Origin of the sequence: Ideonella sp. (assembly GCF_041914305.1) — a bacterium.
Classification (GTDB): Bacteria; Pseudomonadota; Gammaproteobacteria; order Burkholderiales; family Burkholderiaceae_C; genus Ideonella.
This window is the reverse complement of sequence record NZ_JAYSDQ010000004.1, coordinates 289,760-304,266: the sequence shown is the minus strand read 5'-3', so window position 1 is coordinate 304,266 and position 14,507 is coordinate 289,760. Positions and strand designations below refer to the sequence as shown.

Below are 14,507 nucleotides of genomic sequence, written 5' to 3'. Positions count from 1 at the left end.
CGCTGGGTGGGCGGCGGCGCTGCGCGCGCCTGATCGGGAGGCTCGCGGCAGACGTCATTCACATGCGTGAAGTAAAGGAATCAACATGATGGGAATCGAGTGGCTGAAGCCCGAGGTGTTTTTCGGCTCGTTGCTGTTCGCGCTGCTGGGCGTGGCGATCTTCTGGATCTGCTTTGTCATCGTCGACAAGATCACGCCCTATGACCTGTGGGGCGAGATTTGCGAGAAGAAGAACGTCGCGCTGGCGATCGTCGTCGGCTCGACCGCGATCGCGATCGGCCTGATCGTGGCCGCGGCGATCCACGGCTGACGCCGCGTTGCCGGTCTCGCGATCAGTAAGCGCCGTGGCGCGCGTCGTCGCAGGCCGCGTCCTGCGGCCGCCAGTGCGGCAGCACGCCGGGCGGCGTCGGGCCACGGGCATGCCACGGGTCGGCATGGTGGTGCTGGCCGTTGTTGAGATGGCCGCCCAGGCGCTGCACCCAGTGGCCCAGCGGCCCGGCCGGCGCGCCCTGGTGGCGGTGGCCGCCGGCCCACAGCTCGACCCGCATCGTCGGCCGCTTGGCCTGCGCGCGTTTGTGAAAGCCGAAGGTGTCGGCCACGATCAAGGTGTTGGCCGGCACCACCAGCCGGGCCGGGTGGCCCAGGCCCATCGAACCCAGCTCGTGCTTGTCGACCCGGTACAGCCCATGGGGCGCCGGCGGCCGGCCCCGCTCGGCCGCCTCTTCGGCGTGCTGCGATTCCCAGTCCAGCCGCGCCGGCGTCAGGCGGTGCGAGCCGGGCACGTAACACAACGGGGCCTCGTCGTCGCCAACGTCGTTCAGGAAGAACCAGGCCTTCATCAGCGGCCGGTGGCTGTCGGCATGCAACCAGGTCTGCGGGTCGCGCGCCATCGGCCGGGTGTGGGTGACCAGCGTCTGCACGAAGGTCTCGGGCGCGTGGTCGGCCGCGGCGACATAACGCGTCAGACCGCTCCACAAGCGCCCCTGCAACAGCGCCGCCAGCGCGGGGGCCGCCTGCAACAAGGCCGGCCCGACGGCGATGTGGCGCGTCACGGTGTCGCCCTGCAGCATCTCGTGGGCCGGCGCGCGCTGGTGCAGCACCTGCTGGCACAGGGCCTCGAACTGCGCATCGGGCAGCACATGGCGCTTGACCAGGAAGCCGTTGCGCTCGAAGGTCGCCGCGTCGACACCGTCCAGCCAATGCGCCAGCTGGGCGCGGCGCTGCGCGACCTGGGCGTGGGCGTGCTGCAACCGCCAGCGGTGCAGCGCACCGCTCAGCCGGGCCCACGGATGACCCGCCGCGGAAGGGTGGCTGAGCCGCTGCGCCATGCACCAACGCTAACCCTCGAACCGCTGCATGCCAACCCCCTCGATTGAATCGCCCCCGCCGCTTCGGCCGGCGCGGGTTGCGCCGGCCGAAGCGCTGCTGCTGGCCTCGGTCTTCGTCATCGCCGCCTGCGGGCTGGTCTACGAGCTGGCGGCCGGCGCGCTGGCCAGCTACCTGCTGGGCGACTCGGTGCTGCAGTTTTCCACCGTCATCGGCTGCTACCTCGCGGCGATGGGGCTGGGCTCGTGGTTGTCACGCTTCATCGAGCGCCAGCTGGTGGCGCAGTTTTTGCGCATCGAGCTGCTGGTCGGCCTGGCCGGTGGCCTGATGCCGGCGGCGCTGTTCGCCGCGCACGCCAGCCTGCCGGCGGCCAGCATGGGCCCGTTCCGCGTCCTGATGTATGGCGGCGTCGGGCTGGTCGGCACGCTGGTCGGGCTGGAGATCCCGCTGGTGATGCGGATCCTGAAGCGCCAGTTCAGCCAGCACTACGGGCTGAAGGACTTGGTCGCGCAGGTGCTGACCTTCGACTACCTCGGCGCGCTGGTCGTGGCGGTGGCGTTCCCGCTGCTGCTGGTGCCGCACCTGGGCCTGGTGCGCACGGGCCTGTTCTTCGGCCTGCTGAACGCCGCGGTGGCGGCGTGGGCGCTGTGGATGTTCCGCAGCGAGCTGCCGCGGTTTCGCAGCCACGTGTTCGCTTGCGCGGCAGTGGTGCTGGTGCTGGCCGGCGCGTTCGGCCAGTCCGAGCGGTTGACGACCTGGGCCGAGGAGCGCTTCTACGGCGAGGCGGTGCTGTTCCGCGAGACCAGTGCCTACCAGCGCATCGTCGTCAGCCGTGGCTCGGGCGGCGTGCGGCTGTTCCTCAACGGCAACCTGCAGTTCCATTCGAAAGACGAGTACCGTTACCACGAGGCCTTGGTGCACCCGGCGATGGCCGCGCACGGTGCGCCCAAGCGTGTGCTGGTGCTGGGCGGCGGCGACGGCATGGCCGCACGCGAGGCGCTGAAGTACCCGAGCGTCGAGCAGCTGACGCTGGTCGAGCTGGACCCGCGCATGACCACGCTGTTCAGCCAGCAGCCGCTGCTGACCGCGCTGAACCAGCGGTCGCTGACCAACCCCAAGCTGAAGATCGTCAACGCCGATGCGTTCGGCTGGCTCGAGCAGCACCCCGACGAGATGTTCGACGTCGTCATCATCGACTTCCCCGACCCCAGCAACTTCGCGATCGGCAAGCTCTACACCACCAGCTTCTACGCGCTGGTCGACCAGCACCTGGCGGCCGGCGGCTACGCGGTGATCCAGACCACCTCGCCGCTGATCGCCCGCAAGAGCTTCTGGACCGTGGCCGCGACCGTCGAAGCGGTGGGCCTGCAGGCCACGCCGTACCACGCCCATGTGCCCAGCTTCGGCGAGTGGGGCTTCATCATCGCCAGCCGCCGGCCCTGGCACCGGCCCGCCGCGCTGCCGGCCGGCCTGCGCTTCCTGACGCTGCCGGGGCTGGACGCGCTGCTGGACTTTCCGCCCGACATGGCGCGCGTGCCGGCCGAGCCGAACCGCCTGTCGAACCAGGTGCTGGTGCACACCTTCGAAGAAGAATGGGGCAAGGTGCACCTGTGACGCCCCGCGGCCCTCGCCGCCGCGCGGTGCTGCGGGCCGCCGGCGCGGCACCCGCCGCCTGGCTGGTGGGCTGCGGCCGGGAGCGCGCGCTGGCCGACATCCCGGCGCGCTGGGTCGGCGCCGGCCATGAGCGTGGCCACCATCTGCGCGACCTGACGGCCAAGTCCGGCAGCCTGCCCGCGCCGGGCAGCCAGCACCGCGCCGGCGCCCTGGTGCTGGGCGGCGGCATCGCCGGGTTGTCGGCGCTGCGCGCGCTGGTCAACAGCGGCGTGGCCGATGCCCAGCTGCTGGAGCTGGAAGACGACGCCGGCGGCAACAGCCGCGGTCACACGATGGGCCCCTTCGGCTGCCCGCTCGGCGCGCACTACCTGCCGGTGCCCGGGCCCGACGCGCACGAGGTCAGCGACTGGCTGCACGAGATCGGCCTGCTGCGGCTGGACCCGCTGCGCCGTGTCAGCGTGCCTGACGAGCGGCACCTGTGCCACAGCCCGCAAGAGCGCCTGTTCATCGACGGCGCCTGGCAGGACGGCCTGCTGGCCAGCGCCGAAGGTCGCCCCGACACCCTCGCGCAGTACCGCCGCTTTGGCGCCCGCGTCACCGCGCTGCAACGCGAGCTCGGCTTCGCGCTGCCGACCCAGCGCGCGCCGTGGACCCCTGGCCACGCCGCGCTCGAAGCGCAGACTTTTGCCGCCTGGCTGCAGGCCGAGGGCCTGCACGACGCGCGGCTGCTGGCCTACCTGGACTACGCCTGCCGCGACGACTACGGCGCCGGCCTTGGCACCGTCTCGGCCTGGGCCGGCATCCACTACTTCGCCAGCCGGCACGGTTTTCGCGCGCCGGGCGACGACGAGCCGGCGATCGACGGCGGCCTGTTCACCTGGCCCGAGGGCAACGCCTGGCTGATGCGCCGGCTGGCCGCGCCCCACGCCGAGCGCATCCACACCGGCCGCACCGTGCTGCGGGTCGAACAGGGCCGGCACGAGGTCAACGTGCTGGTCTGGAACGAGGCCACGCGGCAGGCCGAAGCCTGGGCCGCGCCGCGCGCCATCGTCGCGCTGCCGCTGTTCATCGCCGCGCGGGTGCTGGCCAACCCGCCACCGGCGCTGACCGAAGCCGCATCACACGCCCGTTATGCCCCGTGGCTGGTCAGCAACCTGCAGCTGGACAGCCCGCTGCTCGACCGGCCCGGCGCACCGCCCAGCTGGGACAACCTGGCATACGCGGCGGCCGGGTCCACCACGGCGCTGGGTTATGTCGACGCCGGCCACCAGTCGCTCAACCCGGTGCGCGAGGCAACCGTGTTGACCGTCTACCACGCACTGCCCGAAAGCCAGCGCAGCGCACTGCTGAACGACAGCGCCAGCACCTGGGCCCAGCGCGTGATCGGCGACCTGGCCCACACACTGCACCCCGACCTGCCACGCCGCGTGAGCCAGGCCGACCTGATGCGCTACGGCCACGGCATGCGCATCCCGGTGCCCGGCGCGCGCGGCGACCCCGCGCTCGCCGCGCTGCGACAAACCACCGGCCGGCTGCGCTTCGCGCATGCCGACCTGTCGGCCTACTCGGTGTTCGAGGAGGCGTTCACGCTCGGCATCGGCGCCGCGTCGTAGACGCCATCGACAATTCCGGCTCTTCGATTTCTTCTTCGGGCATCTCGATCGTGTTTGTCGTCTTCCTGCTGGTGCTGGTCGGACTCAACATCTGGATGACGCAGCGCGTTCTGGACGCCGGCCCGACGCTGGATCACAAGGGCCTGCTCGTGGCGGCCATCTGGCTGGTGCCGCTGATGGGCGTGCTGATGGTCCGCAGCCACCTGCGAAACCGCGCCCCGCTGATCGATTCCGAGATGCCGCCACCGCCGCCGGCCGAGCCGGCGCCCGCCACGGTCGCGCCTGCCGGGCACAGCGCGTTGGCGCTGGACACCTGCCTGCGCGACGCGAATGGCTGGCCGGTCTTCGACTGGGGTGTCGTGGGGGATTGGCTGGCAGGGTTCAGCGACGAGGCGCAGCGCGAGCGCGCCCGGGTCGAATGCCAGCGCGCCTGGCTGATGCATCTGCGCGACGCGCTCGGGCCCTACGCGACCCTGCACGAGACCGACGACGCCTTCGTGCTGTCGACACTGGACCCCGGCATGGCCAAGGCCACCTCGGACTTCGTCGCTCGCAGCAGCCACCGCATCGCCAAAGTGCTGGGCCCTTTGGCCGCGCCTCGCACCGGCCACAAGAGCATCCTGGTCGTCTTCGACGACGAGGCCGACTACTACCCCTACACCGCGGCGTACGACGCGAGCGAAGGCGAATCGGCCTTCAGCGGCGGCATGTTCATCGACGCCGGCTGCCCACACTTCGTGACCTGCCGCGCCGACCTGTCGCGCATCGAGCCGGTGATCGTGCACGAGCTGACGCACGCCGCGCTATCGCACCTGAAGCTGCCGCTGTGGCTCGACGAAGGCATCGCCGTGAACACCGAGCACCGCTTGACGGGCATGCAGCGGTCCGAACACACACCGCAGCAGATGCACCGCCTGCACCAGGGCTTCTGGGGCGAGGCCGAGATCCAGCAGTTCTGGAGCGGTGAATCGTTTCGCCGGCCAGACGATGGCAACAAGCTGTCCTACGACCTGGCGCGCATCATCGTCGAGCAACTGGGCAAGGACTGGGCGGCGTTCTCCGACTTCGTGGTCCGCGCCGAGCGCAGCGACGCGGGCGCCGAGGCCGCGCGCTACACGATGGACATCGACCTCGGTGCGCTGGTGTGTGCGCTGCTGGAGCGCGCGCCCAGCGACGCCTGGTCGCCACGGATGGCGTCTGGGCAGCCTCGTCCAGCCACTGCCTTCGATCATCAGATGACGTCCACATGAAAGCCGCATCCGCCTTGCGTTTGTCTGCGTCCCGGGTGCGATCCCTGGCCTGGGAAGACGGCGACCTGGTCGATTGGGTGGATGGTGGCAGGCGCCATCTTCTCGATGGCTCCACGATCGAGAGCTACGTCCGATGGGGCTTCGCGTTCGATTCAGCACTCACGCTGCCGGAAAGCGGCTACGCGGTGATCTACACCCGCCTCGGAACCAAGGGGTTGGTTCTGAAGGGCGGCCGTATCCTGCGCGAAATCAATCGCAGCTATTACCACGCCGAGGTCTACGAGTACCCGATCGCTCTGGGCCGACTTCCTTCGGGACGGGAGGTGCTGGTGCATTGCCCGAATGACTACTGCCGGCTGGAGATCGAGGACTTGGCAACCGGCCAAGTGTTGACCAATGCTGTTCAACGCACGCCGGGTGACTTCTTTCATTCGCGGCTGTCAGTCTCCACCGACGGTCGATTCCTCATCAGCGCAGGCTGGGTGTGGCATCCGATAGACCAAGTGCAGATCTATGACCTCGAAGCTGCACTGGCCGATCCCCGGCAGCTGGATGGCTGCGGCATCGACCTGAAGGCATGGGCCGACAGTAGCTCGGCCACCTTTCTGGCGGATGGTCGCGTCGCCATATGGCTGATGGGCGATATCGATGACGAGGACACTCCCACCAAGCCCGGGGAACTGCGCATCATCGAACCCTTACGGCCAGCAGACACCACGATCGTCAGTTCGGTCGGCTGCCTCGGCACAATCCTCGCCGTCGACGATCATGTCCTCGCCCTGCACGACCATCCTCGCCTGATTGAACTGAAGACAGGCATCGTGGTCCGCAGTTGGCCAGACGTCCGCAGCGGCCGGCAAACGAGCAGCATCCTGCTGAGCAACGAAATTCCGCCCCCGGTGGCTCTGGACGCCGCCAACCGCCGCTGTGCGATTGCCGACGACACTGGCATCACGGTGATTCGGTGGTGAGTTCCGGCAGGTGACCGCCGCGCTGAAACTTCAGCAACACAGGCCCGCTAGCATGCGCGCCATCCCGTAGACCCCCTCTCCACCGATGGACACCGACCCCAAAGACCTGGTCGAACAGGCGGTCGACGCTGTCGAACGCAGCAGCCGCTTGAACGCCACCGTCGCGATCACCGTGGCCGTGCTGGCCACGTTCATGGGCATTTGCAAGGTCAAGGACGACAACATCGTCCAGGCGATGCAGCAAGCCCAGGCCGACAAGCTCGACCACTGGTCGTTTTACCAGGCGCGCAACCTGCGGCAAGAGGTGGCCGAAGCCACCGCGGTGCAGCTCGAGCTGGCCCGCCCGGCGGTGGCCGGTGCGTCGCAGGCCGCCGCCTATGACCAGGCGATCGAGCGCTACCGGCAGCTTGGGGCCGACCAGGCGCGCAAGAAGGATGAGCTGAAGAATCAGGCCGAGGACGACCAGCGCCACTACGACGCGCTGAACTACCGCGACGACCAGTTCGACCTGTGCGACGCGCTGCTGGCGATCGCGATCGCGATGCTGGCGGTCACGGCCTTGACGCAGCTGTGGGCGCTGTACTTCGTCGCGCTGGTGCCGACCGGCTTCGGCGTGCTGATGGGCCTGGCTGGGCTGACCGGCTGGGCGCTGCACCCCGAGGCGCTGGTGCGGTTGTTGTCCTGACCCGGACCGGGCCGGCGGCGGGATACTGACGCCATGCCTGCCCGCCTGAGCGCCTTGCGCGCCGACATCACCCAGCTCGACACCGACGCGATCGTCAACGCCGCCAACAGCTCGCTGCTCGGCGGCGGCGGCGTCGATGGCGCAATCCACCGCGCCGCCGGGCCCGAGTTGCTCGCCGCCTGCCGGCTGTTGGGCGGCTGCAAGACCGGGGAGGCCAAGCTGACGCCGGGCTTCCGGCTGCGGGCACGCTGGATCGTGCACACCGTCGGGCCGGTCTGGCGCGGCGGCCTGCAAGGCGAGCCCGACCTGCTCGCGGCCTGTTATCGCCACGCGCTGCAGCAGGCTGCGGCGAAGGGCGCGCGCAGCATCGCCTTCCCCTGCATCAGCACCGGCATCTACGGCTACCCGCTGGAGCCGGCCGCCCGCGTGGCCACGGCCACCGTGCGCAGCAGCCTGGCCGAGCCGGCATTGGCCGGCATCGACGAGGTGCTGTTCTGCTGCTTCTCCGAAGCCGACCTGATGGTCTACCAGCGCGTGCTGGCAGACGGCGGCGCGACCTGACAACCCCCGCGATGCCCCACCACACCACGCACACCACGGCGGCCACGCTCGTGGCCGCGACCGAGCGGTCACCCGCCGACTGGCACGCCGCCTTCACCGCCGCGTTTGCCGACTACCTGATCGGCCCGTTCAACCTGACGCTGGCCCAGTGGCCGGCCTTCCTGGCCCGCCAGGGCGTTGACCTGGCGCTGAGCCGCGCCGCGGTGGTCGACGGCGCGCTGGTCGCGTTCGCGCTCGTGGCGCCCCGGCCCGTCCGCGGCCGCTGGCGCCTGGGCACGATGGGGGCGCTGCCCGCAGCGCGGGGCAGCGGCGCGGCGCCGGCCTTGCTCGACGACTTCATTGCGCGCGCTCGCCAGGCCGGTGTCCGCACCTTGGAGCTGGAGGTCTTCGCGGCCAACGAGCGGGCGCTGCGGCTGTACCAGGGCCGCGGCTTCGAGACCATCCACCCGCTGCGCGGCCATGAGCGGGCGCCGGGACCCGCCGCGGGCGAAGCGCCGCCGGTGCAGGCGGTGACGCTCGACGAGGCCTGGGCCTGGCTGGACGCCGCCGACGCGCGCATCGCCGACCTGCCGCTGCAGGTGACGTCGCAGGTGTTGCGGGTCGCTGCGGCGGCCGCACCGGCCGGCGCGCCGCTGCAGGCCTGGCGCGACGGCGACGCGCAATTGGTGTTCGCCGAACAGCCGGCGCAGCAGGCCGTGGCCGTCCACAGCCTAGTCGACCTCGACCCGGCCCAGCCGGGCGCGCTGGCCCTGGCGCAGGCCCTGGCGGCGCGCCACCCCGGCCACACGCTGCGCGTGCCGGCACTGCAGCGGCCCGACCTGGGCGGCGACGCGTTGCAGCGCGCCGGCTTCGCGCCGCAGGCGCTGCACCAGTGGCTGATGCGCCGCGCGCTTTGACCGGCCCCGGCGTGCGGCAGCGCTGACGTTGACGTTGACGTTGCCGGGCCGATTCGCCCGCCGCCGGCCGGCTTCGCGCCGCGGCGGGCCGGCTTCGTCGCACGGCGCGCACGGCGCCTGCCGGCCTGCCTACGCTGCGCGACATGCCGTCTCGCCATGTCGCCGGGGCGGGGCCCTGCAGGAGACCGCCGATGCCGCCGCCGCCTTCGCTCATCCCCCCGCTCGCCGCATCGCTGCTGGCGGTGTCACTGGGTGCCGTGGCCGCGGCCGGCCCGGCAGGGCGCTGGGAAGGCGAAGCGCGCATCCCCGGCGCACCGCAGCGCATGGTGCTGGACCTGGCCACCGGCCCCTCGGGCGAGTGGGCCGGTTCGTTGACCTTGCCAGGCCGAGGCGTCAAGGGGGCCCCGCTGGGCAGCCTGCAGGTCGGCGCCGACGGCAGCGTGCAGGCCGATGCGGCCGGCGCGTTCGGCGGCCCGCCCAGCGAGCTGCCGACCCAGCTGGTGCTGCGCCCGCAGCCGGGCGGCCAGCTCGAAGGCGAATGGCGCCAGGGTGGCCACTCCGCGGTGCTGGCGCTGCGCCGCAGCGGCGACGCGCAGGTCGACCCGCCACCGGCGCGCACCACGCTGCCCGCCGCGCTGGCCGGCAACTGGCGCGGACGTTACGAGTTAGGCGGCTACCCACGCGAGGTCACGCTGACGCTGCAGGCCACCACCCACCCGAGTGCCCACGCCGGCGAACTGCTGATCGTCGGCAAGCGCCACTCGCAGCTGGTGATCGACCGCGTCAACGCCGGTGAGCGTTTCGTCACGCTCGAGGCCAGCGCCGCAGGCATCAGGCTCGAGGGGCGGTGGGACGCCGCCGCCGGCGCCTTCGACGGCAGCTTCTTCCAAGGCCCGTTCGAAGCGCCGCTGAAATTGCAGCGCGACGCCGCCGACGCCCGCAGCGGGAGCGGCTCATGACACACCCCCCCCTTCACCGGCATCGCCCGTCGTCGGCCACCACCGTGGTCGCGGTCACGCTGGCTGCGTTGCTGGCCGCCGGGCTGACCGTGGCCTGCGGCCCGGCCGTCGCGCAGGCCAGCTTTCGCGGCGATGCGGCCCACACGGGCGTGCAGACCAGCGCCGCGCCGCGCACGCTGCCGCGCATCCGGTGGACGTTCCCGACCGGCGACCGCATCAGCTCGTCGCCCAGCTATGCCAACGGCATCGTCTATGTCGGCAGCGACGACGGGCAGTTGTATGCGGTCGACGCGGCCACCGGCCGCCAGCGCTGGATGCACCGCACCGGTGGGCCGGTCGCGTCGAGCCCGGCGGTCGGCGGCGGCCGCGTCTACGTGGTCAGCTACGACGGCCGGCTGCACGCGCTGGACGCGGCCACCGGCGCAGTTCAGTGGAAATTCGCGACCCAGGGTGAGCGCCGCTTCGAGGCCAAAGGCCTGCACGGCATGCAGCCGCGCACCCAGACCTTTGCCGACCCGTTCGATGTCTACCTGTCGAGCCCGGTGCTGGCCGAAGGCCTGGTGATCTTCGGCAGCGGCGACGGCCAGGTCTACGCGGTGGACGCCGCCACCGGCACGCAGCGCTGGGCCTTCAAGACCGGCGACGTGGTGCACGCGTCACCCGCCTACGCCGACGGCCGCGTCTTCGTCGGCAGCTGGGACGGCCGCTTCTACGCGCTCGATGCGAAGACCGGCCGCGAGCTGTGGCACGCGCAAGGCGGGCTGGACCCCTTGATGGCCAACCAGCAGGGTTTCCAATCGTCGCCCGCGGTGGCCGGCGGCATCGTCTACACCGGCAGCCGCGACGCCAACCTCTACGCCTTCGACGCCCGCAGCGGGCAAGAGAAATGGCGCTTCTCCACCGGCGCCAGCTGGGTCATCACCTCGCCGGCGGTCCACGCCGGCCGGGTCTACTTCGCCACCTCCGACAGCAGCCTGGTGCACGCGCTGGACGCGGCCACCGGCCAGCCGGTGTGGCAGCAGCGTGCGCCGGCCTACATGTTCGCGTCGCCGAGCCTGGCCGGCGAGGTGTTGCTGCAGGGCGTGCTCAACGGCAGCCTGCAGGCGCGTGACCTGGCCAGCGGCGAGCTGCTGTGGGACTTCCAGACCGAGGGCTCGCAGGCCAACCTCGGCTGGGCCCTGACCAGCGAGCGCCAGCTCAACGCGCCGATGCTGTTCCCGAGCGGCTGGCACGACGCGATGGCGATCGGCGCGGCGCGCCAGTTCGGCCTCGGCTCGTTCCTGTCGACACCGCTGGTGGTCGACGGCGTCATCTACGTCGGCGGCACCGACGGGCGCTTGTACGCGCTGGCCACCGCCCCTTGAGGCTTGCACCCGACAGGTGCATACCGCCCCGTCGGGCGCTGACATATCCCTGACATCCCCATGCGGGGAACTGGGGGGCCACGCGGCGCCGACAACGATCGACAATTCTGCCGATACTGTGGATGGGCAGGGCACCACCTTTGTGCCCTGCACACCCACGAACAAGAAAAGAGGGGAACCCGCTCATGCCGCTCGGCGACTTCGGCGCCGTCTTGTCCACGCCGGCCCCAGGCCACCGGGCGCGGGCATGCCGGCCGGCGAGCCCCTCGCCCGCCACCTGATGGACCACCCGACCCCGCTCACCGGCCAGGAGATCGGCCGCGACGAAGCCCCTGCGCTGTGGCAGGTGCTCGATGCGCTCGCCGGCCGGCTGCGCATGCCGCGGCTGGAGCGCGTGGTGCTGATCGCCGAGCCGGGTGCCGCGGCGATCGAGCACCAGCACCCCGGCCGCCCGTGGCGGCGCCACCGCACGCTGGCGCTCGGCCTGCCCTTGCTGGCCGGCCTGTCGGCGGCGCAGATGCAGGCGGTGATGGCGCACGAGATGGTGCACTTCTCGCGTCACTTCGGCTGGTTCGGCTACTGGATGGCCTGGTTGCTGCAGGCCGGGCGGCGCGTCTGGCGCGGCCGCGCCGCCGATGGCGGCTGGCGCGCCAGCACCGCCGGTGGCGCGCGCTGGTTCGGCCCCTTGCTCGACGGCCCGGCGGCCAACGCCGCGGCGCGGGCCGAATTCGAAGCCGACGCGTGGGCCGCCGAGGTCACCTCGGCCCAGGCACTGGGCGAGGCGCTGCTGCGCCTGGCGGTGGCCTCGTCGAAACCCACCCCGACCTTCGGCGACGGCCCGTTGCCGCAGGCACCCTGGCGCCGCGCCGCGCCGGGCCTGGGCGCCGCCGTCGACGCGGCCGAGCTGGCCCGCGCGCTGCAGGCCGATGCCGAGCGCCACGCCCGCCAGACCGACGCCCGCCGCTCGCACCCATCGGCCGCGGCGCGCCTGCAGGCCCTGGGCTGGCCAGCCCCCGCGGCACTGCCCGCCGTGCCCGCCCAGGACACCGCCGGCCCCCGCTGGTGGAGCCCCCCCGCCTGGGCCCGGCGCCTGCACAGCGAGCAGCAACGCTGGCAGGCCGCCAACGCCCGCGCCTGGCGCGCCGAGGCCAGCTGGCGCGAAGCCTGCGCCGCCGAGCTGCGCCAGCCCGGCGCCGCTGTGGCCGACCACCGGCTCGAATGCGCCCATGCGTTGGGCCAGGCCCTGCCACCACCGCCCGACGACGGCGGCACGCCAGACGCCGTGCCGCCGCTGCAGGCGTATTGGCGCGGTGTCGCCTGGCAGGGGCACGACGCGGCCGAGGCGACGCTGTGGCTGCAGGCCTCGGCCCGCCACAGCGCCGGGCTCGAAGCGCCGGCCTGCCTGCGCCTGCTCGAGCCGATGCCTGGCCGGGCGCCGCTGAGCACGCAAGTCCGCCAGTCGCTGGCCGATGCGCGGCAACGCCGCAACGAGGCCCGCCAGCAGGCCGACACCCACGCCTGGGCCGGCGCCGAGCCGGTGCAGGCCGACGCCTGGCGGGTGCGGGCCCTGCAGCACGCGCTGGCCGCCGACCACGCGGTGCGGCAGGCGCTGTGGCTGCAGCAAGACGTCGACGCGGCCGGTGGCCGCCGCTACCGCATCGTCACGCTGCTGCTGCAGATCGACCCCGCCTGCGGGCTGGACGAAGCCGAATGGGCCCAGGCCTACAGCCCGTTGCTGGCCCGCGTGATCACGCCGGCCGGCGTCGGGCAGCTGTACTGCCAGTCGGCCGACGCGCCCTGGCCCGAGGCGCTGCAGCGCCTGGCCGCCGAGCATCCTTCGCTGCGGCTCAAGGCCCTGGCCGCCGGCAGCGCCTGAGACCACCCGCCCGGCGCCGCGCGCCACCCCCGGCTTGAGAGGGGCCACCGGGCTTGCCCCCGGCCGCGCCGCATCGACAATACGGCGCTCCGAGCGCGCCACAGTCGCGCCATCACCTGGGAGGGTTCCACATGCCGTTCGTCGGCCTCGGTCTTCACATCCTGGTCGCGATCTTCTTCGCGATCCACGTCGTTCGCAGCGGCCAGCAGATGTACTGGCTGATCATCCTGTTCTCGTTCCCGCTGCTCGGCAGCATCGTCTACTTCTTCGCCATCTACCTGCCCGATTCGCGGCTCGACCGCGGTGCCCGCAAGGCCGTGACCATCGCCGCCAAGGCGCTGGACCCGGGGCGCGAGCTGCGCGAAGCCCGCGCCGCCTTCGACTACACGCCGACCGCGCAGCACCAGATGCGCCTGGCCGCCGCGCTGCTGAACGCCGGCCAGGCCGAAGAGGCCGCGACCAATTACGAGGCCTGCCTGAAAGGCCCGTTCGCGAGCGACCTGGACATGCGCTGGGGCGCCGCGCAGGCCTGGCTCGCCTGCGGTCGCCACGCCCAGGCGGTGAGCCAGCTGCAGGCGATCCGCGCACAAGACCCGGCCTTCCGCGCCGAAGCGATCACCCTGGCGCTGGGCCGAGCGCTCGCCGGCGCCGGCCAGGCGGCCCAGGCCCGCGCCGAGTTCGAATCGGCGGTGCAACGCTTCGGCAGCTTCGAAGCCCGCGCCGAGTACGCGATCTGGGCCGTGACCCACGGCGAACGCGCCCTCGCGGCCCAGCTCGACGCCGAGATCCAGCAGGCCACGGCCCGCTGGAACCGCCACACCCGCGAGCTGAACCGCGCCGTGCTGCAGCGCCTGCGCGCTGCGTTCGCCGCGGCCGGCCGCGACGCGGCCTGATCGCTCGGGCCAGGCAGAGACCCCGGCGTTGGCAGGCCCGCCGCAGGTTTGCGAGACTCACCGGATGAAGTATTTGCACACCATGGTCCGCGTGACGGACCTCGATGCGTCGCTGCGTTTTTACTGCGATGCGCTCGGGCTGGAAGTCGTCTCGCGCAAAGAGGTGCCGGCCGGGCGCTTCACGCTCGTGTTCCTGGCTGCGCCGGGTGACACCGCGGCGCAGGTCGAGCTGACCTACAACTGGGACCCCGAGGTCTACACCGGTGGCCGCAATTTCGGCCACCTGGCCTATGCGGTGCCCGACATCTACGCCGCCTGCCGCCGGCTGATGGAACACGGCGTGACGATCAGCCGGCCGCCACGTGATGGCCGGATGGCCTTCGTGCGCTCGCCCGACCAGATCTCGATCGAGCTGCTGCAGGCCGGCGAGGCGCTGGCGCCGGCCGAGCCGTGGGCCTCGATGCCCAACGTCGGGGCCTGGTAGCGCCCGCGGCGTCGG

The 14,507-nt window shown here is 72.0% G+C and carries 14 protein-coding genes; 13 read left to right on the top strand and 1 reads right to left on the bottom strand.

Annotated features, from left to right (window positions below):
• Positions 1–88: 88 nt before the first annotated feature.
• Positions 89–310 (top strand): DUF350 domain-containing protein, encoded by a 222-nt coding sequence (locus ACE3SG_RS07825; protein WP_374563931.1) that lies wholly within the window; start codon positions 89–91, stop codon positions 308–310.
• A gap of 22 nt (positions 311–332) precedes the next feature.
• On the opposite strand, the gene ACE3SG_RS07820 is transcribed toward ACE3SG_RS07825, so the two are convergent.
• Entirely contained in the window at positions 333–1,328 is a 996-nt protein-coding gene (locus tag ACE3SG_RS07820; RefSeq protein WP_374563843.1) for a phytanoyl-CoA dioxygenase family protein, read from the bottom strand.
• Between the two features lie 28 nt (positions 1,329–1,356).
• On the opposite strand from ACE3SG_RS07820, the gene ACE3SG_RS07815 reads away from it, so the two are divergent.
• From ACE3SG_RS07815 to ACE3SG_RS07760, 12 genes are all read left to right on the top strand, one after another.
• The gene (locus ACE3SG_RS07815) at positions 1,357–2,940 is read left to right on the top strand and encodes a polyamine aminopropyltransferase (protein ID WP_374563841.1); all 1,584 of its coding nucleotides are present in this window, start codon (positions 1,357–1,359) and stop codon (positions 2,938–2,940) included.
• Positions 2,937–4,553 carry an FAD-dependent oxidoreductase gene (locus ACE3SG_RS07810; protein WP_374563839.1) on the top strand — a complete coding sequence of 539 codons (1,617 nt, stop codon included), beginning with the start codon at positions 2,937–2,939 and terminating at the stop codon, positions 4,551–4,553. Before ACE3SG_RS07815 ends, ACE3SG_RS07810 begins: the two co-directional genes overlap by 4 nt.
• A 50-nt stretch (positions 4,554–4,603) precedes the next feature.
• Entirely contained in the window at positions 4,604–5,803 is a 1,200-nt protein-coding gene (locus ACE3SG_RS07805; protein WP_374563837.1) for a hypothetical protein, read from the top strand.
• Entirely contained in the window at positions 5,800–6,774 is a 975-nt protein-coding gene (locus tag ACE3SG_RS07800) for a hypothetical protein (protein ID WP_374563835.1), read from the top strand. The genes ACE3SG_RS07805 and ACE3SG_RS07800 overlap by 4 nt, the downstream gene beginning before the upstream one ends.
• Before the next feature lie 85 nt (positions 6,775–6,859).
• Complete coding sequence (locus tag ACE3SG_RS07795) at positions 6,860–7,459, top strand: DUF4337 domain-containing protein (RefSeq protein WP_374563833.1); 600 nt, start codon at positions 6,860–6,862, stop codon at positions 7,457–7,459.
• A 33-nt stretch (positions 7,460–7,492) separates the two neighbouring features.
• Positions 7,493–8,020 carry an O-acetyl-ADP-ribose deacetylase gene (locus tag ACE3SG_RS07790; RefSeq protein ID WP_374563832.1) on the top strand — a complete coding sequence of 176 codons (528 nt, stop codon included), beginning with the start codon at positions 7,493–7,495 and terminating at the stop codon, positions 8,018–8,020.
• 11 nt (positions 8,021–8,031) lie between these two features.
• Entirely contained in the window at positions 8,032–8,916 is an 885-nt protein-coding gene (locus ACE3SG_RS07785) for an N-acetyltransferase family protein (RefSeq protein WP_374563830.1), read from the top strand.
• A gap of 191 nt (positions 8,917–9,107) precedes the next feature.
• Positions 9,108–9,875 (top strand): hypothetical protein, encoded by a 768-nt coding sequence (locus tag ACE3SG_RS07780; protein ID WP_374563828.1) that lies wholly within the window; start codon positions 9,108–9,110, stop codon positions 9,873–9,875.
• Entirely contained in the window at positions 9,872–11,239 is a 1,368-nt protein-coding gene (locus ACE3SG_RS07775) for a PQQ-binding-like beta-propeller repeat protein (protein WP_374563826.1), read from the top strand. Before ACE3SG_RS07780 ends, ACE3SG_RS07775 begins: the two co-directional genes overlap by 4 nt.
• Before the next feature lie 280 nt (positions 11,240–11,519).
• Positions 11,520–13,115: a M48 family metalloprotease gene (locus tag ACE3SG_RS07770; protein WP_374563824.1), complete on the top strand. Its 1,596-nt coding sequence runs from the start codon at positions 11,520–11,522 to the stop codon at positions 13,113–13,115.
• A gap of 131 nt (positions 13,116–13,246) precedes the next feature.
• On the top strand, positions 13,247–14,008 hold the full coding sequence (locus tag ACE3SG_RS07765; protein ID WP_374563822.1) for a hypothetical protein: 762 nt from the start codon (positions 13,247–13,249) through the stop codon (positions 14,006–14,008).
• A gap of 64 nt (positions 14,009–14,072) precedes the next feature.
• A complete protein-coding gene (locus ACE3SG_RS07760) occupies positions 14,073–14,492 on the top strand; it encodes a VOC family protein (RefSeq protein WP_374563820.1) in 420 nt (139 codons plus the stop codon).
• Positions 14,493–14,507 lie beyond the last annotated feature (15 nt).